This window comes from Clostridium sp. SHJSY1 (assembly GCF_031626875.1).
In the GTDB taxonomy this organism is placed as follows: domain Bacteria; phylum Bacillota; class Clostridia; order Clostridiales; family Clostridiaceae; genus Clostridium.
The window spans coordinates 50086-75392 of sequence record NZ_JANDMF010000007.1; the positions used below are offsets into that span (position 1 = coordinate 50086).

Consider the following 25307-nt stretch of genomic DNA (forward strand, 5'->3'; position numbering starts at 1 on the left):
TTTATGAAAATAACAGATTTATTAAAATCAAATGGAATTGAATTAAATCCTAATGTAAAAACTAAGAGTGAAGCCATTAATAAACTTGTAGATTTAATGGATTCTACAGGAAGGTTAGCAGATAAGGGAGCGTATAAAGAAGCGGTACTTGAGAGAGAAGCTTTAAGCACAACTGGTATTGGAGAAGGAATAGCTATTCCTCATGCGAAGACTAAAGCTGTTAAAGAAGCAGGTCTTGCGGCAATAGTCCTTAAAGATGGAATTGACTATGATTCACTAGATGGTGAACCTGCAAAGTTATTTTTCTTAATTGCAGCACCAGAAGGGAAAAATGATTTACACTTAGAAGTATTAGCTAGACTTTCTACTATACTTATGGACACCAATTTCAAAAATAAACTAATTAATGCAAAGTCTAAAGAAGAATTTTTGAGTCTTATTGATGAAAAAGAGGGTGAAAAAATGAGAGAAGAAAGGAACAAAGGACAAAAAGCAGGATACAGAATTTTAGCTGTAACAGCATGCCCAACAGGTATAGCACATACTTTTATGGCCGCTGAAAGTCTTGAGAATAAGGCTAAAGATATGGGCGTAACCATAAAGGTTGAAACAAATGGTTCTGGTGGAGCTAAAAACGTTCTAACTAGAGAAGAAATTGCAAATTGTGATTGTATCATAGTTGCAGCAGACAAAAAAGTTGAAATGGCAAGATTTGATGGCAAGAAAGTAATCCAAACAAAGGTAGCTAATGGAATTCATAAAGCAGATGAGTTGATCAATAGAGCTATTAATGGAGATGCACCTGTATATCATCATGATGGTGCAGGATTAGATGAATCTTCTGATGAAAAAGAAGGAATAGGAAGACAAATTTATAAGCACTTAATGAATGGTGTATCTCACATGTTACCATTTGTTATAGGTGGAGGTATACTTATAGCGTTATCATTCTTATTAGATGATTATAGTATAGATCCTTCAAAATTTGGATCTAATACACCAATGGCAGCTTTCTTCATGAAAGTTGGAGGTGGAGCATTTGGATTTATGTTACCAATACTTGCTGGTTACATAGCAATGAGTATAGGTGATAGGCCAGCCTTAGCAGTTGGATTTGTTGGTGGATCATTAGCAAGTGCTGGTGGATCAGGTTTCTTAGGTGCATTACTTGCTGGTTTCATAGCAGGTTACTTAGTAGTTGGATTAAAGAAAATATTTAGTGGTTTACCACAATCATTAGAAGGTATTAAACCAGTATTACTATATCCTTTCTTTGGTATATTACTAATTGGCGTTATTATTGTATACGTTGTAAATCCACCTGTTTCAGGTTTAAATAGTGCAATTAACGGTTTCTTAACAGGAATGGGTTCTAGTAGTAAAATATTGCTTGGTGTATTACTTGGAGGAATGATGGCAATTGATATGGGTGGTCCTTTCAATAAGGCAGCATATGTATTTGGTACAGCTTCACTTGCAAGCGGACAATTTGAGATTATGGCAGCTGTTATGGCTGGAGGTATGGTACCACCACTTGCAATAGCATTAGCTACAACATTCTTCAAAAGCAAATTTACAAAGAGAGAAAGACAATCAGGACTTACAAACTATATAATGGGATTATCATTTATAACTGAAGGTGCAATTCCTTTTGCAGCAGCAGACCCAATAAGAGTTATACCATCTTGTATAGTAGGTTCAGCAATTGCTGGAGGATTGTCAATGGCATTTGGATGTGCTTTAAGAGCACCACATGGTGGAATCTTCGTTCTTCCAGTTGTAGGTAATCCTGCAATGTATGCAGTAGCAATTTTAGCAGGTTCAGTAGCAGGTATGGCAATGCTTGCTATACTTAAGAAAAAAGTAGTAGAATAGAAATTAAAAAAATGAGCTGTCTTAGTTGGCAGCTCATTTTTTTAGAGTTAATCATATAAATTGTTTAATATTGCTTCTTGATAAATAGATAAACTAGGAGAAGAATTTATTGCATTATGAGTTACTAAATAATCACCAGTATCTTTTAATATTTTAGCTAATCCACCTGTGGTATCTTTTGTTCCAATATATTTTGAATTAGTTTGGGCCTTTGTATCAAGTACCATTATTTCATTCATAACCTTAAGTGTTTCATCTAATGGTATTCCTAACTCTTTAGAAAGAGACTCAGCTGATTCTTGTTGATTTTGTTTATATTGATGAACAGAATCATTTAATACAGAAATATATTCCTTAAGAAAGTTTGGATATTTTCTTGCAAAATCATTATGTACAATTCCTACTTCTCCTGTAATTGCACCTTCATTAGCTAGGATAGCAGAAGTAATAATAATCTTACCACCATTTGATAGTAATTTTGATTTAGTTGGTTCCCATACATAAGCTCCATCTATACTATTATTTTCCCATGCTTTAATAATATCAGGCATTTCCATATCCATAAGTTTTACATCACTTAGGTTAACTTTATTTATTTGTAATGCTTTTATTAAACTATAATCTGAAGTTGAATTAAAGGTAGTTGCTATCTTTTTGCCCTTTAAATCATCAATAGAATTTATTCCAGAATCGTTTTTCACCACAAGTGCTTCACTTTCTCCTATAATATCATGAAGAAAATAAATTTTAAAAGGCAAATCATTTGCTATTCCAAGTGCAGCTGGCGGAGTTCCAATGGTTCCTATATCTATTAAACCAGCAGTTAAAGCTGTAATCATCTCCCTACCTGTATTGAATTTTTTCCAAATGACTTTAGTTTTGGAGAATTTTTTTTCAATAGTACCATTAGCTTTTGCCAACAATTCTTCATTAGGCGAAGGCATATATCCAATTTTAACTTGACTAGGAAAGTTATTATTACCATTCGATAAAACTTCTATGCTTGCTACACTTATAGTTTTAAGTGTTAGAGTAAATATCAGCATTACTAATAAAATTATACTTATAAAGTTTTTTTGAATTTTCATTTTTCTTACGTTGTACAGATTTAATAAAACAACAACGTTTCCCCCTTCCTTCAATAAAATTATTTTTACTCTCATTTATAACTTTAATATAAATGAGACATAATAAACTGTTGAGTATTTTATATAAATAGAGTTTGCACTAGCAACTCCTTTTATTCATTAGAAGTTGCTTTAAAACTTTATTTATAGCTGTGGGAGGGAAAAGGATGACTAAAAAAATAATGATAATTTTAATCCTTATAATGATACCTGCTACAATGATGAATATTATTAAGGATAATATCTATGCTAAAGTAGATTTAGATAAAGATAATAGAAAAGTGGTTAATATTGGGGTAGCAATTTCTAATCTTAATAACAACTACCTAGCTCAGGTTAAGCAAAGTTTAGAAGATATTTAAAGTAAAAATGAAAATGCAGTGAAATTTACTTTCTTTGATGGAAAAGATAATGTAAATACACAAGAGAGAAATATAGATGGTTTAGTTAATGGTGGATATGATATTTTTTTAGTAAATCTGCATGATAAGAATGGAAATTTAGTTGAATACACCATTAATAAAGTTAAACAAATTAATAAGCCATTAATTTTATTTAATATAGAACCATCCACTATAAAACCAACTTTAAAATCTTACAATAAATTAATTATAATAGATAATGATTATATACAAGCAAGTATTATAGAAGGCAAAATACTTATAAATGAATGGAATAACAATAGAAATTATATTGATAAAAATAATGATAAGATGCTTCAATATATTATGCTTATAAATAAAAATAAAGATCTATCAGCACTTAATGATATGAAATATACTATTTTGACACTTAACAATGCAGGGATAAAAACACAAGAACTAGCATCAAAAATTTGTATTTTAAATAAATCTTGTGATATATCTACTATTCAAAACGTATTTATGAGATTCGGAGATAAAATTGAAGCTATAATTACAAATGATGATTCTATGTCTATGAGTACTGTTGAAATATTACAGAAATATGGATATAACAAAGGTAATCCATCAAAATATATAACATTAGTTGGGATAGATGGAACACCAGCAACTAGAGAATTAGTTGATAAAGGGTTTATGAGCGGTACTGTTTTTCAAGATTCTAATGAATTAGCTAATACCATTTATGCTGTTGGAATGAATTTAGTTTCTAATAGAGATCCTCTTTATGGGGTAAACTATGCATACAATGAAACAGGAAACACAATTGAAATGCCTTATATTGAATATAAAAAAACTATTGGCTAAGCTAACCAATAGTTTTTTTAGTTACTCTACAGTTGCAAGTACATCTAATGATTCACGAACTTTCCATTCATTAGACAAATCAGTCATAGTTAATAGCTCATCACCAGCTTTTAAAATAGTATTTCCATTAGGAACTAAGGAAGATTGTCCTCTTTTTACAGATATTATTAGGGCATTTTGTGGTAAATCAATATCTTTGACTGTTTTATTATCAGCTTGTGAACCAAAATGGATTAGTGTTGCTATAACTATTTTCTTTTCACTATTTTTATGATAATTATTGATATTATTTTTCTTTAAAAGAGATTCTAACAAAGAATCATATATAGGCTTACTTCTCAAAGCTTCAGCTACAATATAAGCAATTATAGAAACTATTGTTAGTGATAGTAAATGTTGCAATGAACTTGTCATTTCTGTAATTAAAATAATTCCTGTAATAGGTGCTCTTACTATGGCTGTAAAGTATCCAGCCATAGATATAATGATAAAATTGTTAAAAAATTCAGCACTAACTCCAAAATAATTAATCACTATGTATCCAAAAATGGCTCCAATGACTCCTCCTATTATGAGAAGAGGGAAGAATATACCTCCTGGAGCTCCAGAACCAAAACTAATTATAGAAAATAAAAATTTTAATATTAAAATTAGCACAAGTAATCCTAAAGTAGAATTTAATGTTAAATTGTTAATTACAACATGTCCACCACATAAAACAACTGGAAATATTAATCCTAGTATACCAGCAATAATAAATGGGAAAATCATTTTTATTGGCATATTTAATTTAATTTTTCCATAAATATATTGACATTTTAATGTGATCCAATTATAAAAAGCTCCACCTAAGCCTAATATGATACCAAGTATTATAAGCAACCAATAATTGCTTAAAGGAATTGGAGTTGTCTTGCCAAATTTGAAAACTGGCTGTAGTCCAAAAAACTCTTTAGCAATAAAGTCAGATGCAACAGCAGCGGTTATTGTTGATAATAGTACAAGGGGAGAAAAATATTTATAAATTTCTTCTAAAGAAAATAGAACTCCTGATAAAGGGGCATTAAAGGCAGCAGCAAGACCAGCACTAGCACCACTGCTCATAAGTAATCTTCTTTCTAGTCTAGTACTTTTAAATTTTTTGCTAACAAAATCTCCAGTACAAGCTCCTAATTGAACTGAAGGACCCTCTCTACCAAGAGATAATCCTGAAACAATAGCTAAAACTCCACCTAAGAATTTATAAACTATAGAGGAAATTGGTCTATTAGTTAAATATCCTCCCATAATGCCTTTTACTTGAGGGATACCACTGCCTCCAGAAAAGGGCTCTTTTTCAACTATTTTTCCTACTATCCATCCTATTAAAGCTAAAAATATGAATCCCAAAGGAATAGTCCATTTATGATTTTTTTCAAAACTATAGAAGAATAGTGATAACTCTTCAGCATAGCTAAGAGCAAATCTGTAAAGTATTGCTACAAAAGAAGTCATAACACCTACTAATAAAGCCTTTAATACTAGTTTTAATTTACTAGTATTACCATTAGTAATGATGTCAAAATTGTTTACCATAATTTTCACCTCGGTATCTATTATATAGCTAAATATGTAATTATAAAAAACTTGTATTTAACCACCAGATTCTTATAGCCCTTTATTTGGGAAGATGATAACGTATGCTCTTTAATTTTTATGAAATTTATTTATCTTCAATATATAAACTAATCTAGCCTTTTGTAAGGAGGGAATTAATTGCTCCATAAATTGTGCCTGGACTTAAAGTTATTCTTTAAGTGTAGAAAATGCATAATTTGTGTATTAAAAGGTACATATTAAATAATATAAGCTTCGAATATTTCAAATAGGTTGATGGTTAGGTGAGTGTTATGATGAATATAAATTTTGGAAAATTCATAGATGATTATAAAGTAATTTATTTTTTAGGATTATCAGAGAAAATAGTCCCATTATTATCTGAAAGAAGAGAGCATTATGTTGCCATGGATGTTTTAGATTCTTGTTGGAAATGGGTAAATCATAGAAAGCATTCAGGAGAATATTTTTATAAATTATTATATCATGAGGATAGTGGAATGACTGTGATACAAGAATTTTTTGAAGATGGAAAAGAAAGAAGTGCTTGGGATTGTATTATTTATGCAGTTGCTTATACCTGTCGTAAGGCTTATGAATATGATATGGAAACACATTTTCCAGAACCAATTGATTCGGTTGATGATAGTATAATAGAAGGTTTTATGGATTGTTTTAATAATTGTATTGAAAATGGAGAAGAGTATATTAAAAAATTAGATGTATTTCTAAGTGAAAATGAATTAGATTTTAAAGAAGAATGGAGAAATGAGGTTCTTAAAAGAATTAAATAATAGTAAAGCATAGATACTTGTATATATGGAGATGTATGACATGGAGAGAATGACTAGATGCCAGAGATTGATAGAGAATAAAAGAACTGTTAGAAAGAAACTTATTTTAAGTATATTAATAATATTATCAACTATTGGTTTGGGATTTATAGTAAAGGTAAAGCTTAATAAAGAATCAGATAAAATTAATATAAATGAAGAAAATTTAGTGGAAGAGAATGAAAAAAAAGATGATTCAGGAATAACCAATAATGAAAAAAGAAAATCTTTAGATAATAGTGGATATCTTCCATTAGAGAAGGATTCAAATGCAGATGATGCAATTATAGTAGGTAATACTACAGAAAAACTACTTAAAGAAGAAATAAAATTTCCTGTTAGGTCAGATGGAAAAAAAGTTGTATACCTAACTTTTGATGATGGACCTTCCACAACAAACACTCCTAAAGTTTTAGATATATTAAAATTAAATGGAATAAAGGCAACATTCATGATATTTGGAAGAAATTTAGATGGCTCCCAAGAAGCAAAAGCCATATTAAAGAGAACTGTAGAAGAAGGACATGCGATAGGAAATCATACTTATTCTCATGATTATGGTTATTTATATCCAAATGGAATAATAAATGTAGATAATTTTATGTCAGATATTGAAAAGTGTAATGATACTTTAAAGCATGCATTAGGCAAAGATTTTTCAACAAGGGTAATTAGATTTCCGGGTGGATATTGGTCATGGGGAGGAAGAATTAATGTAAGATCTATTATTGATCAGAAAGGTTATGACATTATAGATTGGAATACTTTATCAGAAGATGCTCAAGGAAAGACTAATAAAAACGCTAAAGAATTAATTGAAGTCACTAAAATAAATCTAGCAAGTTTAGGAGCTAATGTAGATAATGTTGTATTTTTGATGCATGATACTTATGGAAAAGAGGAAACAGTTAAGTCATTACAAGGAATAATAAATATTTTTAGAGAAAAGGGATTTGAATTTAGAACAATAAAATAATAGACTATTCACATTTGTAACTTGTGTTACAGATAATGATTGTTTTTTATGATACAATGTTAGAGAATGAAATATATTAGGAGGAAAAGATATGAAGTTAATTACAGTATCAGGTCCACCTTCATCAGGAAAGACATCTATAATTATAAAAACAATAGAAAGACTAATAGAAGAAGGTCTAAAAATAGGAATAATAAAATTTGATTGTCTTTCAACTAGAGATGATGAAATATATAAAAAATTAGGTGTTAAAGTTAAAGTGGGTTTATCAGCTGGATTATGTCCAGATCATTTTTTCATAAGTAATATAGATGATGGAGTTAAGTGGGCTAAGAGCAATAATATAGATATTTTAATAAGTGAAAGTGCAGGACTTTGTAACAGATGTTCTCCACATATTAAAGATGTCCTTGGAATATGTGTTATAGATAATTTATCAGGGGTTAATACTCCAGAGAAAATTGGACCAATGCTTAGAATGGCAGACATAGTAGTTGTAACAAAGGGAGATATAGTATCTCAAGCAGAGCGTGAAGTTTTTGCTTTTAAGGTAAGAAAGAGTAATCCTAGGGCTAAAATTACTTTTATAAATGGAATAACAGGTCAAGGTTCTTATGATTTAGGTGTTTTCTTTAAGAAAGCTAATGATGTAGATACATTAGAAGGAAATAGTCTAAGATTTACTTTACCTAATGGAACATGTTCTTACTGTTTAGGAGAAAGAAAAATAGGTGAAGAATATCAAAGGGGATATGTTAAAAAGATGGATTGGAAGGAGAATGAATAAATGAAATCTATAACTATTTTAGGTGGACATAATAAAAGTGGAGTAGATGAAAATGTTAATTTAACTCTTCTTCCAGGAGAAGTTATATCAATTGTTGGACCTACAGGTTCAGGTAAAAGTAGATTACTTGCTGATATAGAATGTCTAGCCCAAAGAGATACTCAAACGGGTAGAAAAATTCTTGTAGATGGAAATGAGCCAGAGGAAGAAAGTAGATTCTCCATTGAAAATAAACTAGTAGCACAACTTTCTCAAAACATGAATTTTGTAATGGACCTTTCAGTTGAAGATTTTATTTTTATGCATGCTGAAAGTAGAATGATAGAAGAGCCAAGGGAATTAGTTGGAAATATCATAAAATGTGCAAATGAATTAGCAGGAGAAGCTTTTTCGTTAGATGTGCCAGTAACACAGCTTAGTGGAGGACAGTCTAGAGCTTTAATGATAGCTGATACTGCACTGCTTAGTGCTTCTCCAATTGTATTAATAGATGAAATAGAAAATGCAGGAGTAGATAGAAGAAAAGCATTAGACCTTCTTATTAAAAATGATAAGATAGTACTTATGTCTACTCATGATCCTATTTTAGCGTTAATGGCGGATAAAAGAGTTGTTATAAAAAATGGTGGAATAGCCTCTATAATTGAAACAAGTGAGAGAGAAAGAGAAAATTTAGAGGTGCTTTATAAAATTGATTTAAAGATGATGGAAATTAGAAATAAATTAAGAAGTGGTGAACATATAGATTTTTGTGTTGAAATATAGGAATGAGTTGAACCTTTTAGCTTAAAGGGAATAGTATAAAGTATAAAAAGATAAGCTATTAGGAGGCTTTAAGTTAATGAACGGCTATGAGCTAATAATGAAAATTCAATCAAGAATGAAAGATCCAGTTTTTGCTCAAAGGTTTAATGCTCTTGTAGCTGAGCTTAATAGTATGCCAGGACTTCAACAAGAGGTAATGAATATAGTAAAAATTAGTGATGAGAAAAAAAGAAAAAAAGCTGTAGATAAATTACCAAGTAGAGCTAAGAGTATTGTTCAAGAACTTTTTACATTATTAAATTAATTAAGGGGAGCATTATTACTCCCCTTAATTAATTTTAAAACATTACAGCGCCTGTATCAGCTGATGAAACTCTTGAAGCATATTTTGCTAAAGCTGGTTTTAATGGCTTTTCAATAGGTTTCCAATTCTTTTTACGTTTTGAAAGTTCTTCTTCAGACACTTCAAGTATAAGAGAACGATTAGGAATATCAATAATAATTGAATCACCATCTTCTACAAATGCAATAATGCCTCCTGCAGCAGCTTCAGGCGAAATATGGCCAATACATGGACCGTGTGTTGCTCCAGAGAAACGACCATCTGTGATAAGAGCACAGCTTTCTCCAAGTCCACGTCCCATGATCATAGCAGTTGTCATAAGCATTTCACGCATACCAGGACCACCTTTAGGTCCTTCATATCTAATTACTAAAACATCACCTTTTTTAATTAGATCACTTCTAACAGCTTCATTAGCTTCTTCCATAGAGTTAAATACTTTTGCAATTCCTTTAAAGTAATGCATACTTTTTTTAACACCAGATTGTTTTACTACAGCACCTTTAGGAGCTAAATTTCCATAAAGAACAGCAAGTCCACCTTCTTTATTCTTAGGAGCAGATAGAGGATATAAAATATCATTTTCCACTAAAGGAGTGCTTTTAATATTTTCTATAATAGTTTGTCCAGTTACAGTTAAGTGATTTGCTTCTAATTTATTTTCTATGGCTTTTAATACAGCAGAGACACCACCACAAGAATCAAGGGCAACAAGGGGGTATTTTCCAGATGGCTGTAGATTACAGATAAAAGGAACTTTTCTGCTTAAATCATCAAAATCATTTAGTGATAACTCAACTTCAGCCTCTTTGGCTATAGCCATTAGATGTAATACTGCATTACTAGATGCACCAGTAGCCATTGTTGCGGAAATAGCATTCAATAAAGCTTCTCTTGTAATTATTTTTCTTGCAGTTAATTCTTCTTCTAGCATTTTTACGATTCTACGACCAGATTGTTTTGCAAGAAGACGTTTATTATTAGAAACAGCAGCAGAGCTGCCACAACCAGGCAAAGTAAGTCCTAATGCTTCAACTATACAAGCCATGGAATTAGCAGTTCCCATATGGGCACATGTACCAGCTGTTGGTAAGGCTGCTCTTTCAGCAGCATGAAGTTCTTCTAAAGTCATTTTTCCAACTTGGACTTGTCCTGAATATTCACGAAGTTCACTTGAACAGAAATTATTATTACCTTTAAAATTACCTGGAAGCATAGGTCCACTTGTAACAACAATGGTGGGAATATCTAAACGAGCTGCAGCCATAACCATTCCTGGCACAATCTTATCACATCCAGGAATAAGTACCATAGCATCAAACTGATGAGATTCTACCATCATTTCAATAGAGTCTGCAATTAGTTCACGGCTTGGAAGGGGATAGCGCATACCAGAATGACCTTGACATAAACCATCACAAATAGCTATGGTTTCTAATTCTCTTGGGACACCACCAGCATCACGAATTCCTTGCTTTACATAGTCAGCTAACTCATGCATATGAATATGTCCAGCTACAATTTCATTAAAAGAACTTACAACTGCAATTAATGGTTTTTTCATATCCTCCTCATCTAGTCCAACTGAATATAAAAGTGCACGTTGACCAGTTCTTTCTAGTCCATTTGTTAGAATACTACTTCTATATTTAGTGTCTTTTATCTGATCAAATTCATTATCTTGCTTCATATATTGACCTCCTTAAGTTTATAATCACAGTATAAATATTGTAAAGAATCATGTAAAACAATTAAAAATACATATATACACAAGAAAAATATTGTATAAGAATTCATGTTAGAATTATAATTACTTTATAAGGAGTTTTAGAGATAATTTGAGGTGAAGATTATATGAAAAGTAGTTGGGAATATTTTTTGATAGCAGCAGAAGAAAAAAGTTTTAGTCAGGCAGCAAGAAAAGTTTTTATTACACAACAAGCCTTTAGTGATCAAATTAAAAGGTTAGAACAAGAACATGGTGTTAAGTTATTTCATAGAAAGCCACAATTATCCTTAACAAAGGCTGGAGAAATTATGGTTCACAGACTTCAACAGATGAAAAGTATTGAGAATATAATGAAATCAGAACTTTTAGAATCAAAAGAAGGTAATCGTGGACAAATTCGTGTAGGTATGCATTCAACTAGAGCAAAAATTATTATGCCTGATTTATTAGTTGAGTATCAAAGAAGGTTTCCTAATGTTTCTCTTACTGTTATTCATGATGAGTCAGATAATTTGGAAAAGAAACTTTTAGATGGAAGTATTGATATGTTTCTAGGAGTGAATGTGAAACCATCAAATGAATTAGAAAAAATTCATTTAATGGATGCGAAAATATATTTAGTAATATCAACTAACTTAATGAATGAGTATTTTATAAATAGTAATAATTCTATAGGTGAGGTGGCTCTTCATGAGTTTTCTACTGTTCCATTTATATTTAGCCCTGATATAAGTCGTCTTTATAGGACAGTTAAGCATTTTCTCGATGACAGAGGGTTAAATTTAAAGCATGCACTTACTATCAGTGATACAGATACTCAAATACTATTAACAGCAAAAAATTGTGGAGCATGTTTTTGTAATGAAATAATGTTAAAACGCATTCAATTATTGAATGAAACACAGTTTAGTAATAATAAGTTAAAGTATTTTCAAATAGAAGGTATGAATCAAGTTGATAATATTGAATTAATATATAATAAAAATATATATCTGCCTAGATATATGAAAGAGTTTATTGAACTTTTGCAAAAGCAATTTTTAGATTTAATTAATTTGTAGAAGAATGATGTACACTTGTTAGAAGACTATAGATGTAATTTACATATCTATAGTTTTTTATTATTAAAAATTATAATATTCTGCAAATCAAAAACATATTCTAAATTATGAAAAAAGATTTTATATAGGGGGGAATATGGGAGAACCTTGTAGTAGATTCAAACCTTTAGAAGATTATATTAAAAACCTGAAAGTAAAAGAAGGCGCTTTAATTGAAGTTTTGCATTATGCTCAAGAAATTTATGGCTATATTGATGAAGAAGTTCAAGAATATATAGCTAAAGCCATGCACATACCAAAAGCAAAAATATATGGAGTAATATCATTTTATTCTTATTTTTCAACTGAACCAAAGGGTGAACATGTTATAAGTGTTTGTACAGGTACAGCATGTTTTGTTAGGGGAGCAGATGAAATACTTGAAGAATTCAAAAAGAAACTAAAAATAAGTCCAGGAGAAACAACAGCTGATGGGAAATTTACACTTAATACTTTAAGGTGTGTTGGTGCTTGTGGACTAGCACCTGTAGTTAGTGTTGGAGATAAGTTATATGGAAAGTTTAAGAAAGAAGATGTTGATAAAATAATAATAGATTATAGTGAGGCTCATCATGGGAAGAATTAAGGATTTTGATAAATTATTAGAATTAGAGAAAAACTTCAGTAAGAAATTAGAAATTAGAAATAATCCAAACAAAGTGAAAGTGCAAGAAAAACATATATTAATTTGTGGAGGGACAGGTTGTAAGGCTTCCACATCAGATGTGATTAAAAAAGCCTTGGAAAAAGAAATTAAGTTAAGAGGTTTACAAGATAAAGTAAAGGTAATAATGACAGGCTGTTTTGGCTTTTGTGCACAAGGTCCAATTATAAATATCATGCCAGATAACACATTTTATATAAAAGTAAATGAAGAGGATGTATCTGAAATAATAGATGAGCATATAATTAAAAATAAAGTTATAGATAGATTGCTTTATAGTGATTTGAAAACAAATAAAAAGATTCAAAAAAAAGAAGATATCCCTTTTTATAAAAAGCAAAGCAGAATTGCTCTAAGAAATTGTGGAATAATTGACTCTGAATCCATAGAAGAAGCAATTGGAAGCGGCTCATATACAGCTTTGGGAAAGGTATTAACATCTAAAACTAAAGAAGAAGTAGTAGAAATAGTAAAAGAGTCAGGACTTCGAGGAAGAGGTGGAGGAGGTTTTCCAACAGGTAGAAAGTGGGAAGCAGCAGCTAAGTATTCTGATCCAGTTAAATATGTAATTTGTAATGCTGATGAAGGGGACCCAGGAGCATTTATGGACAGGGCAATATTAGAAGGAGACCCTCATTCAGTCTTAGAAGCTATGGCTATTTGTGGATATGCCATTGGTTCTAATCAAGGATATATTTATATAAGGGCAGAATATCCTTTGGCAGTTAATAGATTGAAGATAGCTATAAGTGAAGCTAGAGAAAAAGGATTACTTGGTGCAAGTATTTTAGGAACAAGCTTTAGTTTTGACATAGAGATAAGATATGGTGCTGGGGCCTTTGTTTGTGGGGAAGCTACTGCTCTAATTCATTCTATTGAAGGACTTCGGGGTGAACCTACAATGAAGCCTCCAAGGACAGCAGAGCATGGACTTTGGGATAAACCAACTTGTGTTAATAATGTTGAAACCTTTGCCAACATAAATCCAATAATAAATAAAGGAGCTAATTGGTATAGTTCTATAGGAACTCATAAAAGTACAGGCACAAAGGTATTTGCTTTAGCTGGTAAGATTGAAAATGTTGGACTTGTTGAGGTGCCAATGGGAATAAGTTTAAGAGAGATAATTGAAGATATAGGTGGAGGGGTAAAGGATGGTAAAGCTTTAAAAGCTGTACAAACAGGTGGCCCATCTGGTGGATGTATTCCAAAGGAGCTTATAGATATTTCTATAGAATATGATAGTTTAAAATCCATTGGTTCTATGATGGGATCTGGTGGAATGATTGTAATGGATGAAGATAACTGCATGGTTGATATATCAAAGTATTATATGGAGTTTACTGTAGATGAATCCTGTGGTAAATGTACCCCATGCAGGATAGGGAACAAGAGGGTTTTAGAGATTTTAGAAAAGATTACTTTAGGACAAGGAACAGAGGAAGATTTAGTTAAACTAAAAGAGTTATCAGAAGTAATAAAATCAACTTCTCTTTGTGGACTTGGTGAATCAGCTACTAACCCTGTATTAAGTTCTTTAAGATATTTTGGTGATGAATATTTGGAACATGTTGTAGAGAAAAAGTGCAGGAGCAGAGCTTGTAGAAAGCTTGTAGTTTATGAGATTTCAGATAAATGTATAGGATGTACAAAGTGTGCTAGAGCTTGTCCAGTTTCCTGTATCCATGGAAAAGTTAAAAGCAAACATGAAATAGATAAATCAAAGTGTATTAAATGTGGTGCATGTTACTCAGTTTGTCCAATTAAAGCTGTTGTATCTAAATAGGAGGGGTTTATGGTTAAAGTAAATATAAATGGAATAAGTGTTACAGCTCCAGAAGGGGCAACTATTCTGGATGCAGCAAAAATAATCCATATAAATATTCCAACCCTTTGTTATATGAATATGAGTGATGGTGAATCTATAAATTGCAAAGGAACTTGTAGAGTTTGTATGGTTGAAATAGAAGGTTATAAGGACTTAAAACCTGCATGTTCATTTCAAATAAAGGAAGGAATGAACATATTCACAAATTCAGAAAAAGCAGTTAATGCAAGAAAAACAATTATAAAATTACTTTTATCTAATCATCCAAATGATTGCTTAAATTGTGCTAAAAATCTTAATTGTGAGCTTCAAAAGATAGCCAGTTTTTATGGTATTAAGGGTGTAAAAATAAAAGGTGAAGAGATAAGAAGAAAACTTGATAGAAGCACTCCAGTAATTCGTGATGAAGAGAAATGTATATTATGCAGAAGATGTGTAACAGCATGTTCAGAAGTACAAAATGTAAATATTTTAACTCCAGCAGAAAGAGGATTTAACAGTTTTATATCAACCTTTAATGAAAAACTTCTGGATAAAAGTGAATGTACTTATTGTGGCCAATGTGTTGCAGTATGTCCAACAGGGGCCTTAACAGAAAGAATGGATTATAACAATTTAGAAAACTATTTAAAAGACAAGAATAAATATGTGGCTGTACAGATTGCTCCATCAGTTAGGATAGCCTTATGTGAAGAGTTTGGAGTTACAAAAGAAGTGCTAACAACAAAAAAAATAGTAACTGCATTAAGGTATTTAGGTTTTAATAAAGTATTTGATACTAATTTTGGAGCAGACTTAACTATAATGGAAGAGGCGGAGGAGCTTATAGAAAGAATAAAATGCAAAGAAAATTTACCTATGTTTACAAGTTGTTGTCCAGCTTGGGTTAGGTTAGTAGAAACAAAATATACTAAATATACAAATTTACTTTCAAGCTGTAAATCTCCACAACAGATGTTTGGAGCAATAGCAAAAGCATATCTTCCTCAAAAATTGCAAATAGATACTGAAAACTTAATAATTTCATCTGTAATGCCTTGTACAGCTAAGAAATATGAAGCAGAAAGAGAAGAGATGAAAGATGATGTGGATGTAGTAATTACTACAAGAGAATTAGCTAAACTTATAAGGAAGTACTCTATTGATATACTTGACTTAGATGAAAGTGAATTTGATAGTCCATTAGGTAAAAGCTCTGGGGCTGGAATGTTATTTGGGTCTAGTGGAGGCGTTATGGAGGCTGCCCTTAGAACAGCTTATGAAAAGTTAAGTGGAAAACCTCTTGAAAAACTTGATTTTTTAGAAATAAGGGGTCTTAAAGGGATAAAAGAAGCCACAATAAAGATAGAAGACAAGGAATTAAAGGTAGCAGCAGTAAGTTCGCTTAAAAATGCTCAGAAGATTATAGAGAGTGTTATTAATGGAGAAAAAACTTACGATTTCATTGAAGTAATGGCATGTCCAGGAGGATGTATAAATGGAGGTGGACAGCCTTATATTCAATCAGATAGGATAAAGATTGAGAAGAGGATGAAGTCAGTACATGAGATAGATGAGAATACTGAAATAAGAAAGTGCCATGAAAATCCTGAGATTAAAGAGGTTTATGAGGAGTATTTAGGTAAGCCTAATAGCAGAGTAGCTCATGAAATACTTCATACTAAGTATGGAAACAATTGATAGATGAAAATGGAGGGCTTGAGATAGCTCACTTACTTTAATAATTAGTAAAGATGATAGCCTAATTGAAAAGTTTTACAATAAATTTCCTTTGGCAGAAGATTTAAATGAAGTTAATAATAGGTAGTGAAATTATAATAAAAGTAGTAAAATTATTAAAGATAGATTTAGTGAAGGTTTATTATTAATTTTTAAAAGGGGTGATATTGTGAAGTTTATGAGTCCACTTATAGCAGTTTCAGATATGGAAAAATCAAAGAAATTCTATAAGGATGTACTTGGATTAGAGGTTATAGTTGATTTTGGTGCAAATGTAACTTTAACAGGTGGAATTTGTTTACAAACAAAAGATAGTTGGATAGGCTTTATTAATAAACAAGATGATGACATCCATTTTGATAGTAATACAGGAGAATTATATTTTGAAGAAGATAATTTTGATGAGTTTATTAATAAAATTAGTAGCAAAAAGGATGTAGAATACCTTCATCCTATAATAGAACATTCATGGGGACAACGTGTTATTCGTTTCTATGATCCTGATATGCATATAATTGAGGTTGGAGAAAATATAGTTATAGTTGTTAGAAGATTTTTAAATAGTGGGTTATCCATTGAGGAAACAGCAAAAAGAATGGATGTACCAGTTGATTATGTTAAGTCCTGCATAGAATAAATTAAAAATATACAAGATAGATTTGATTAAGGTAAAGAAGTATCATTTAACGAATTTCTTTACCTTAAGTAACTAGTTTTCTTTTGTGATAACAGGTCTGCCTTCTGAATCTAACAATACAGTTAATCCACCAGAGGCACCATTACTAATATATAAATAGTTTATGCCAGTTTTTTTATCAATAATTATCCTACATGATTCTAAAGCCCCCTGTGTATATACAGTTTCAAATCTTTTTTCCTTTACCATAAATTCACCCCCAATATCATAGTATGTTTTAATTTAAAACTTAATAAATATCTATTATTTGTATATTCAATTATATAAACATTAATTCAACTAATACTAAATATTAACATTAAATTTTCGTAACAATATAAATTTCTAAAAATTTAAAAAGTCAAATCATAAAACATTTCTTGGGAAATATTTACATAAGGATATAAACTTAAGTTATTGAATAAAATACAACTAGTGGTATAATTTACATAATAGATTAAGTATTTGAGGAGTTGAAAATTAAATGAAAGGCATAATTACAATTGTAGGAATAATAATTGGTATTCTAATTATTCGTTTTAGTAAAAATACAGAAAAGAAAAACCTTATAAAATGGTTAGGAGTTTTAGTAATTTTAGTGTGTATAGCTGTAGCAATACCTGATTTTGTAAGTGGATTTATGGAAGGTATGATAGACGGAACTCAAAGTATTGGTAAATAGTAAGTAATTGTTAAGTAAAGCTTATTTTATATCTGGTGATATGAACTAAAAGTGGACAAATTAAGTGTCCACTTTTATTTTGTTAATTTATTCAATATTGGTTTAAAACAGGTCCAAAATAAAAAGAATCTAGATTAGTTAATGAAAAAATATTTATAATAACTATAAATATTGATATACTTTATAAGAAAATAAATTTAAACGAGGTAGAAAAATGGAAGAGATAAACTTACAAGGATTAAATGGAGAAGAAGTTTGGGAAAAATTATATAACAAAGAATTGACAACAAAGAAGAATGTGTTAGAGTACATAGATTTGCTAAAGGTATTGAAGAAAAAAGAAGAAACTGATTATGATCAAATGCAAAGTGTATATGATTTTGTATTTGAAAAAATAAATGAAATGAAAGCTTCAATAAAACCAAATACTGCAATGTTTTTAAAGAATGAGCTTAAAAAGCAAATAGGGAAATATGTATTTGAAAAAGATCTAAATGAAGGAAATCATTTTCTTGACTTCTTCCATGAAGCTTATCCAATAAAAATGAGAAGAAAAGATTTTACTTGGGTTTTGATGGATTTAGAAAGAATTTCAAATGAGCAAATATTAACTACATTAAAGTATATAAACTTCTCCTTATTAAAAGGTACAAAGTTAACTGAAGAAGAGAAAAAGGATATAATAAAAGAAGTTGAGAGACTGGTATCAAGAAAAAGAGTTAAAGATATTAATGATGTAAGAAGTTTAGAAACTTTAAATAGAGAATTGGGGATAAAAATAACTACAAAGAAAGATATATTTAAAGTTGAGCATTTATAATAAACTATTGTCATAAACTATTCATATGTAATAAAATGGATATGGAGGTGGGATTATGCGAGAAAAATTAGGTGATTCTTTGTGGGGATTAGCATTTATAGCTGTGGGAATTGGACTTATAGGAAATATATTTCATTTATGGGACTTTAGATTGTTCTTTCATGGATGGTGGACTTTATTTATAATAATTCCTTCTATTATTTCTATGGTAAAGAATGGTGTTAAAACTAGAAATTTAATAGGACTTATTATAGGAATTCTTCTATTTATTGATGCAAATGGATTTTTATTAGGTTATTTTATTAGAAAATTAATTTTCCCAGGAATATTAATACTAATAGGACTTAGTATAATTTTTAAGAATAATTCTAAAATAGACATAAAAGAAAATAACGTTGGGAAAGATGGATATTTATCTTTATCTTCAGTTTGTTCTAATCATGAAGTAAGACCTTCTAATGAAGTTATAAGAGGAGGAGCAATTTCAGCAGTATTTGGGAATATACAATTAGATTTAAGAAGTTCCATTATAGAAGAAAATATAAAGATTAATGTAACATCAATAATGGGTAAGGTAGATATTTTTGTACCATCAAATGTTAATGTTAAAGTATCTAGTACACCTATATTTGGATTTGGTAGTATAAGTAATAGAACACTTCAAAATAATTTGGATAGTTGTCCAGTAATATATATAAATGCTACTTGCATTTTTGGTGGAGTAGATATTAAGTAAAAAATTATGAGTTATAAAAATGCTAATAAGAGGAAAAATCTCTTATTAGCATTTTTGTTTCTACTTAATTCCATATAATCCAGTAGTTGAATCTAGAAATAATGGAAGTTCAATAGGTTTAAATGTTAAATAAGTAAATAAAATAATTATACATACTAGAACTAAAATAGATATTAATAATTTAACTTTAGTGCATTTAAGATACTTATATATATGTAGTGAAACAAGCTGACCAACTGTAGTTGCAATTAAAACTGATAAGATATCAGTAATTGTTGAGGAAAAATTAAAGGCTCCTTTCAAAATATAATGCCATGATAATACAAATATAATGCTCAAAATAGATGATGTTATACAACAAATTAACCATTTGCAAGAGTCAATATTATAATCTTTAGAAGATACAATATATGCAATTAACCAATAAACTATGGTTGGGTAAAGCAATAACTTTAGATGTTCAAAAATACTTTCATTAGTAGGAAAAAGAACAGCAGAAATTAAAGTTTTGCCTGTAGCAACATATAAAAAATGAAACAAGCAAGCCATTAAAAATATAAAAAGGATTCCTAATAATATTATGTTTTTTATAGCTTTTGTATCGTTATTGAAAAATTTATGATTCAAGTTACCACTCCTTAAAAAACTTCTTATTAAAATATATGAAGAAGTTTTAAATTTTGACTATTAATAATCAAATATTTAGTGTTTTATATATAATATGCACATTTGGATAAATAAAAAACCCTTAATTGAGAAACAATAGAATTGAGGTGATATCATGAATTCAGTGTGGAATGAAAGCTGTAAATTTGAAAAAAGAAATTCATTAGATAAAGATATAGAAACAGATGTATTAATAATTGGAGCTGGGATTGTAGGGCTTCTTACTGGGTATTTATTAAAAGAACAAGGAATTAATGCTATGATAATAGATGCTAAAAAAATATGTAGTGGCAATACTAAAAATACCACTGCAAAGATAACTTCTCAGCACGATTTGATTTATGATAAAATAATAAAAGAATATGGAGAAGATAGAGCTAAACAATATGCAGAGGCTAATGAGGCTGCTATAAAAAAATATAAAGAAATTATTGAAAAAAATTATATAGATTGCAATTTTGAAGAAAAGGATGCTTACATATATTCTTTTGAAAAAGATGATAGGTTACAAAAAGAACTTGATGCAGCATTAAAGGCTGGAATTAAAGCTAAAATAGTTTATGAAACTGACTTACCATTTGAAGTAAATGAGGCTTTAATGTTTGAAAATCAAGCACAATTTAATCCATTAAAATTCTTAAAGGCTATTTCAAATGATTTAGATATTTATGAAAATACAATGGCTCAAGAGATTAAAGATGATGTGGTGACAACTGACAAAGGAAAAATTAAAGCTAATCATATAGTTGTAGCAACACATTATCCATTTATTAATGCACCTGGTTATTATTTTTTAAGGATGCACCAAGAAAGAAGTTATGTAATAGCATTAGAAAATGCAAGCAATGTAAATGGTATGTATATAGATTTAAATGAAAAGGGATTCTCTTTTAGAAATTATGAAAATCTATTGTTAATTGGTGGAGGTTCTGTAAGAACTGGTGAAAATAAAAATGGAGGAGCTTATGCAAAGATTAGAAAAAAAGCTTGGGAACTTTTCCCTGATGCTAAAGAAGTATATCATTGGGCTGCACAAGATTGTATTACTCCAGATGGAATACCTTATATTGGTCAATATGCATCAAATACACCTAATCTTTATGTTGCAACAGGATTTAATAAGTGGGGAATGACAAGTTCTATGGTATCAGCACAAATAATCTCAGATATGATTCTTGGTAAAGAAAATGAACTTAGTCATATATTTTCTCCTCATAGATTTGATTTTTCAGCATATATTAACCAATTGGTTAAGGATGGAGCAGAGACAGTAAAAAACTTTACTATGCAAAAGATTTATATTCCACTTGAGAATAGAAGACATATTAAAGTGGGAGAAGCAGATATAGTTGAGTATGAAGGTAGGAAGGTTGGTGTATATAGAGATTCTGAAGAAAAATATCATATGGTGTCTACAAAGTGTTCCCATTTAGGTTGTCAACTTCAATGGAATGCAGATGATTTAACTTGGGAGTGCCCTTGTCATGGATCAAGATATGATTATAATGGCAATTGGATTGAAGGACCAAGTATTCATAATATAGAGAATGATAAATAGAGAAAAAGTCGTACAAAGTACGACTTTTTTCTTGGAAAATAATAGACTTAAGTTTATAATAGATAGAGCATAAATTTAGAATAGGAGAGAAGGAATGAAGTTAATTTTAAAGTACATAAAAAAGTATAAGTTATTGGCTATCTTTAATGTATTTTCAATATTTGGTTTTGCACTGGTTGAACTAGGAATACCAACTATTATGGCAAAGGTTATTGATAGAGGAATAGCTAATAAAGATATAGTGTATATCAAAAGAATGGGAATTATAATAATTGCAATATCAATTCTTGGTTCACTAGGAACAATTCTTTTAGGATATTGCTCAGCAAAAATCTCAACAAATGTAACTAGAGATATTAGAAATGATATATTCACTAAAGTTCAAGGATTTTCTCATAGTGAATATAATAAATTTGGAATATCTTCTATGATAACAAGAACAACAAATGATGCTTTTCAGCTTTTACAATTTATGAACACACTTCTTAGAATGGCATTAATAACTCCATTAATGTTTATTATAAGTTTAATTATGATAGTTAAAACAAGCTTGCCATTAACAGTGGTATTAGCTGTGACTATACCTTTTATTATAGTAAGTGTAATTGTAATAGCTAAAATATCACATCCATTATCAGAAACACAGCAAAAGAGGTTAGATAAACTAAATAGAATTTCTAGAGAAAATCTAACTGGAATTAGAGTTATAAGGGCTTTTGGAAATGATAAATATGAAAAAGAGAGATTTGCTAAAACAAATGGTGACTATGCAGATGTATCTAAGAAGCTATTTAAACTTATGGCTATTTCACAACCAAGCTTCTTCTTGCTTCTTAACATAGCTATTTTGGCTATTTTTTGGATTTCAAGTAATATGATAAATGCAGGAAATCTCCAAGTTGGACAATTAGTTGCTTTTATAGAATACTTATTTCATGCTATGTTTTCTATAATGTTATTTTCAACTGTGTTTGTTATGTATCCAAAAGCACAGGTTTCTGCAAATAGAATAGGGGAAATATTAAATGAACATCCACTAATAAAAAATCCTAAGAATGGAATTAAGGAAGCTAAAAGAATAGAAACAATTGAATTTGATCATGTGACATTTAAATATCCAAATGGAGAAGAATCAACTTTAAAGGATATTTCATTTAAAGCAAAAAAAGGAGAAACTATCGCATTTATAGGAAGTACTGGAAGTGGGAAAAGTACATTAATCAATTTAGTCCCAAGATTTTATGATGTTACTGAAGGTAGTATAAAAATAGATGGAATAGATATAAGAGAATATGATTTAAAAGTTTTAAGAAAAAGAATGGGATTTATTCCACAGCGGACATTACTATTTAAAGGAAGTATATCTACTAATATAAAATTTGGCAAAAGAAATGCTACATATGAAGAGGTAAAACATTCAGCTAAGATATCTCAAGCTTATGATTTTATTTCACGTAAACCTGGAAAGTTTGATGAAGAGATAAGTGAAGGTGGCTCAAATGTATCAGGAGGACAAAAGCAAAGGTTGTCCATAGCTAGAGCAATAGTTAGAAAACCAGAAATTTATATTTTTGATGATAGTTTTTCTGCATTAGATTTTAAGACAGATGCAATCCTTAGAGGAAGATTAAAGGAAGTAACAACGGAATCTATAGTTTTAATAGTGGCTCAAAGGATAGGTTCAATACTTAATGCGGATAAAATAATAGTGTTAAATGAAGGTGAAATAGTTGGCACTGGAACACATAAAGAATTATTAAAGAGTTGCGAAATTTACAAAGAGATAGCAGCATCTCAGCTTACAGAGGAGGAATTAAGAAATGCATAAATTAAAAAATACAATAAATAAAATTTCTCCATTTGTAAAACCATATAAGTGGCCATTCATTGGTGCTATAATCTGTATAATATCAGCAGCTATATTTAATGCTTTATCCCCAAGAGTAGAAGGACTTATTATAACACGTCTTACGGAAGATGTATTTTCAGGTCTGCCAGTAAATTTTCATTACATATTTAAAATATTAATCCTACTAGCCTTTATATATATTGGAAGTACTTTATCAACTTATTTAACAAGTTTTCTAATTACCAATGCAATTCAAAATACTATGAAAGATTTGAGGAATGCTCTTCAGGATAAAATAAGAAGACTGCCAGTTAGTTATTTTGATAAAAATAGTTATGGAGATGTATTAAGTCGTATAACCAATGATGTTGATACTATATCAAATGCTCTTCAACAAAGTTTTAATCAGGTTCTAAATGCAATACTTTCAGTTATTTTAGCTTTAGCTATGATGTATAGTATAAATTTAGAAATGGCTCTTTTAGCTACATTGATTATTCCAATAAGTATAATTATATCTAGATTTATAGTGAAAATATCTCAAAATCTTTTCTATAGACAACAAAAAGCTTTAGGTGAACTTAATGGAAAAGTTCAAGAGATGTACACTGGTTTTAATGAAATAAAACTTTATGGAAAAGAAGAAGATGCTATTAAAGAGTTTAAATTTATAAATGAAGAACTAACAAACTCAGGATTCAAAGCTCAATTTATTTCTGGTACTATGTCTCCACTAGTTTCATTAGTTTGTTATCTTGGAATAGCAGTTATTGGTATGGTTGGAGCAATAAAATCCATAAGTGGAGGTATAACAGTAGGTAATTTACAAGCGTTTATTCGTTATATATGGCAAATAAATCAACCACTTACACAGGTGACACAACTTTCATCAGCAATTCAATCAGCCTTTGCTGCAGTTGAACGTGTTTTTGAAATACTTGAAGAAGAAGAGCAATCTTTAGATAAAGAAAATTCTTCTAAGCTAGATAACCCAAAGGGAAATGTTACTTTTGAACATGTGAAGTTTGGCTATAGTGAAGATAAAACATTGATTCATGATTTAAATGCAGAGGTAAAGAGTGGACAGATGGTAGCTATAGTTGGACCAACAGGAGCAGGGAAAACTACACTTATTAATTTGCTTATGCGATTTTACGAAATTCAAGGTGGAGCTATAAAAATAGATGGTGTAGATACACAAGATATGAAACGTGAAGATTTACGTGCCTTATTTGGAATGGTTCTACAAGATACTTGGCTATTTAATGGAACTATTTTTGAAAATATAGAGTATGGTAGATTTGGAGTTAGTAAGGAAGAGATTATAGAAGCTGCAAAAATAGCAAATGTACATCATTTTATAAAAACTTTGCCTGATGGATATAATATGTTTTTAAATGAAGAAGCATCAAATATATCTCAAGGAGAGAAGCAACTACTTACAATAGCAAGGGCTATAATTTCAGATCCAGCCATATTAATACTAGATGAAGCTACAAGTTCAGTTGATACAAGGTTAGAATTATTACTACAAAAGGCCATGAAAAATGTTATGAAGGGTAGAACAAGCTTTGTAATCGCTCATAGACTTTCAACTATACGCAGTGCTGATTTGATTCTTGTAATAAATGATGGAAACATAATAGAGCAAGGAACCCATGAAGAACTAATGAAAATGAAGGGATTCTATGAAAACTTATATAATAGTCAATTTGCTGATTCTATAGAAAATTAATATAGAGAGTTATA

General features: G+C 29.9%; 23 protein-coding genes and 1 pseudogene. 19 read left to right on the top strand and 5 right to left on the bottom strand.

The features are described from left to right. The first annotated feature begins 3 nt into the window (after positions 1–3). On the top strand, positions 4–1875 hold the full coding sequence (locus NNC19_RS05920) for a fructose-specific PTS transporter subunit EIIC (protein ID WP_310937704.1): 1872 nt from the start codon (positions 4–6) through the stop codon (positions 1873–1875). 47 nt (positions 1876–1922) lie between these two features. On the opposite strand, the gene NNC19_RS05925 is transcribed toward NNC19_RS05920, so the two are convergent. Then, on the bottom strand, positions 1923–2963 hold the full coding sequence (locus NNC19_RS05925; protein ID WP_310937705.1) for an ABC transporter substrate-binding protein: 1041 nt from the start codon (positions 2961–2963) through the stop codon (positions 1923–1925). A gap of 206 nt (positions 2964–3169) precedes the next feature. Between NNC19_RS05925 and NNC19_RS05930 the strand changes: the two genes are divergently transcribed. Next, the gene (locus tag NNC19_RS05930; protein ID WP_310937706.1) at positions 3170–3364 is read left to right on the top strand and encodes a hypothetical protein; all 195 of its coding nucleotides are present in this window, start codon (positions 3170–3172) and stop codon (positions 3362–3364) included. Between the two features lie 18 nt (positions 3365–3382). Further along, positions 3383–4231 (top strand): substrate-binding domain-containing protein, encoded by an 849-nt coding sequence (locus NNC19_RS05935; RefSeq protein ID WP_310937707.1) that lies wholly within the window; start codon positions 3383–3385, stop codon positions 4229–4231. 21 nt (positions 4232–4252) lie between these two features. Here the strand turns inward: NNC19_RS05935 and NNC19_RS05940 are convergent, their stop codons facing one another. Continuing rightward, complete coding sequence (locus tag NNC19_RS05940; RefSeq protein WP_310937708.1) at positions 4253–5806, bottom strand: ClC family H(+)/Cl(-) exchange transporter; 1554 nt, start codon at positions 5804–5806, stop codon at positions 4253–4255. Positions 5807–6120: 314 nt separating this feature from the next. Here NNC19_RS05940 and NNC19_RS05945 point away from each other — a divergent pair, with 314 nt between their 5' ends. From NNC19_RS05945 to NNC19_RS05965, 5 genes and pseudogenes are all read left to right on the top strand, one after another. Next, positions 6121–6621, top strand: a complete 501-nt coding sequence (locus NNC19_RS05945) for an Imm6 family immunity protein (protein WP_310937709.1) — start codon at positions 6121–6123, stop codon at positions 6619–6621. A 40-nt stretch (positions 6622–6661) separates the two neighbouring features. Further along, positions 6662–7636 (top strand): polysaccharide deacetylase family protein, encoded by a 975-nt coding sequence (locus tag NNC19_RS05950; RefSeq protein WP_310937710.1) that lies wholly within the window; start codon positions 6662–6664, stop codon positions 7634–7636. Positions 7637–7727: 91 nt separating this feature from the next. Further along, the gene (locus NNC19_RS05955) at positions 7728–8423 is read left to right on the top strand and encodes a GTP-binding protein (protein WP_310937711.1); all 696 of its coding nucleotides are present in this window, start codon (positions 7728–7730) and stop codon (positions 8421–8423) included. Further along, a pseudogene (locus NNC19_RS05960) lies at positions 8424–9188 on the top strand (ATP-binding cassette domain-containing protein); the annotation flags it as partial. 76 nt (positions 9189–9264) lie between these two features. After that, positions 9265–9492: a hypothetical protein gene (locus tag NNC19_RS05965; protein WP_310937713.1), complete on the top strand. Its 228-nt coding sequence runs from the start codon at positions 9265–9267 to the stop codon at positions 9490–9492. 34 nt (positions 9493–9526) lie between these two features. Here the strand turns inward: NNC19_RS05965 and ilvD are convergent, their stop codons facing one another. After that, positions 9527–11221, bottom strand: a complete 1695-nt coding sequence (gene ilvD, locus NNC19_RS05970) for a dihydroxy-acid dehydratase (RefSeq protein ID WP_310937714.1) — start codon at positions 11219–11221, stop codon at positions 9527–9529. A gap of 164 nt (positions 11222–11385) precedes the next feature. Here ilvD and NNC19_RS05975 point away from each other — a divergent pair, with 164 nt between their 5' ends. From NNC19_RS05975 to NNC19_RS05995, 5 genes are all read left to right on the top strand, one after another. After that, complete coding sequence (locus NNC19_RS05975) at positions 11386–12321, top strand: LysR family transcriptional regulator (RefSeq protein WP_310937715.1); 936 nt, start codon at positions 11386–11388, stop codon at positions 12319–12321. A gap of 136 nt (positions 12322–12457) precedes the next feature. Then, positions 12458–12946 (top strand): NADH-quinone oxidoreductase subunit NuoE, encoded by a 489-nt coding sequence (gene nuoE, locus NNC19_RS05980; RefSeq protein WP_310937716.1) that lies wholly within the window; start codon positions 12458–12460, stop codon positions 12944–12946. After that, positions 12933–14810 carry an NADH-ubiquinone oxidoreductase-F iron-sulfur binding region domain-containing protein gene (locus NNC19_RS05985; RefSeq protein WP_310937717.1) on the top strand — a complete coding sequence of 626 codons (1878 nt, stop codon included), beginning with the start codon at positions 12933–12935 and terminating at the stop codon, positions 14808–14810. Before nuoE ends, NNC19_RS05985 begins: the two co-directional genes overlap by 14 nt. Positions 14811–14819: 9 nt before the next feature. Continuing rightward, a complete protein-coding gene (locus tag NNC19_RS05990; RefSeq protein ID WP_310937718.1) occupies positions 14820–16532 on the top strand; it encodes an NADH-dependent [FeFe] hydrogenase, group A6 in 1713 nt (570 codons plus the stop codon). A gap of 208 nt (positions 16533–16740) precedes the next feature. After that, positions 16741–17208, top strand: coding sequence for a glyoxalase superfamily protein (locus NNC19_RS05995; protein WP_310937719.1), 468 nt, complete (start codon positions 16741–16743; stop codon positions 17206–17208). Between the two features lie 72 nt (positions 17209–17280). Here the strand turns inward: NNC19_RS05995 and NNC19_RS06000 are convergent, their stop codons facing one another. Beyond that, complete coding sequence (locus tag NNC19_RS06000; protein WP_310937720.1) at positions 17281–17457, bottom strand: DUF6440 family protein; 177 nt, start codon at positions 17455–17457, stop codon at positions 17281–17283. 274 nt (positions 17458–17731) lie between these two features. On the opposite strand from NNC19_RS06000, the gene NNC19_RS06005 reads away from it, so the two are divergent. From NNC19_RS06005 to NNC19_RS06015, 3 genes are all read left to right on the top strand, one after another. Further along, positions 17732–17929, top strand: coding sequence for a hypothetical protein (locus NNC19_RS06005; RefSeq protein ID WP_310937721.1), 198 nt, complete (start codon positions 17732–17734; stop codon positions 17927–17929). A gap of 214 nt (positions 17930–18143) precedes the next feature. After that, the gene (locus NNC19_RS06010) at positions 18144–18749 is read left to right on the top strand and encodes a hypothetical protein (RefSeq protein WP_310937722.1); all 606 of its coding nucleotides are present in this window, start codon (positions 18144–18146) and stop codon (positions 18747–18749) included. 55 nt (positions 18750–18804) lie between these two features. Next, positions 18805–19485: a LiaF transmembrane domain-containing protein gene (locus NNC19_RS06015; protein WP_310937723.1), complete on the top strand. Its 681-nt coding sequence runs from the start codon at positions 18805–18807 to the stop codon at positions 19483–19485. 60 nt (positions 19486–19545) lie between these two features. Here NNC19_RS06015 and NNC19_RS06020 read toward each other — a convergent pair whose 3' ends face one another. Next, positions 19546–20112 (bottom strand): DUF6512 family protein, encoded by a 567-nt coding sequence (locus tag NNC19_RS06020; protein WP_310937724.1) that lies wholly within the window; start codon positions 20110–20112, stop codon positions 19546–19548. A gap of 154 nt (positions 20113–20266) precedes the next feature. Here NNC19_RS06020 and NNC19_RS06025 point away from each other — a divergent pair, with 154 nt between their 5' ends. From NNC19_RS06025 to NNC19_RS06035, 3 genes are all read left to right on the top strand, one after another. Beyond that, positions 20267–21709 (top strand): FAD-dependent oxidoreductase, encoded by a 1443-nt coding sequence (locus NNC19_RS06025; protein ID WP_310937725.1) that lies wholly within the window; start codon positions 20267–20269, stop codon positions 21707–21709. Between the two features lie 94 nt (positions 21710–21803). After that, complete coding sequence (locus tag NNC19_RS06030) at positions 21804–23537, top strand: ABC transporter ATP-binding protein (RefSeq protein WP_310937726.1); 1734 nt, start codon at positions 21804–21806, stop codon at positions 23535–23537. Beyond that, positions 23530–25293: an ABC transporter ATP-binding protein gene (locus NNC19_RS06035; protein ID WP_310937727.1), complete on the top strand. Its 1764-nt coding sequence runs from the start codon at positions 23530–23532 to the stop codon at positions 25291–25293. Before NNC19_RS06030 ends, NNC19_RS06035 begins: the two co-directional genes overlap by 8 nt. The last annotated feature ends 14 nt before the right edge of the window (positions 25294–25307 follow it).